Annotated in this window: 1 pseudogene; it reads left to right on the top strand. The window is 49.1% G+C overall.

What is annotated here, in order from left to right:
- Positions 1-218 (top strand): annotated as a pseudogene (locus ABR397_RS24870) (ISAs1 family transposase); the annotation flags it as partial.

The raw sequence follows: 218 nt of genomic DNA, 5'->3' as shown, positions 1-218 counted from the left end.
GGGATCCCTGTTGATGACACGATTGCCCGACTTCTCTCACGGATTAATCCGGAACAATTTAATCTTTGTTTTATCAACTGGATGCGTTCGGTTCATCAGGTCACTCAGGGGAATTAGTGGCGATTGATGGTAAAGTTTTACGGGGTGCCTATGCCCCGGGAGAACGCAGTTCGGCGCTCCACCTTGTGAGTGCTTATGCGACAGCCAATAAAATGGTC

Source organism: Photorhabdus viridis (assembly GCF_040256935.1).
Taxonomy (GTDB): Bacteria; Pseudomonadota; Gammaproteobacteria; order Enterobacterales; family Enterobacteriaceae; genus Photorhabdus; species Photorhabdus viridis.
This window is presented reverse-complemented; position numbering and strand designations above follow the sequence as displayed.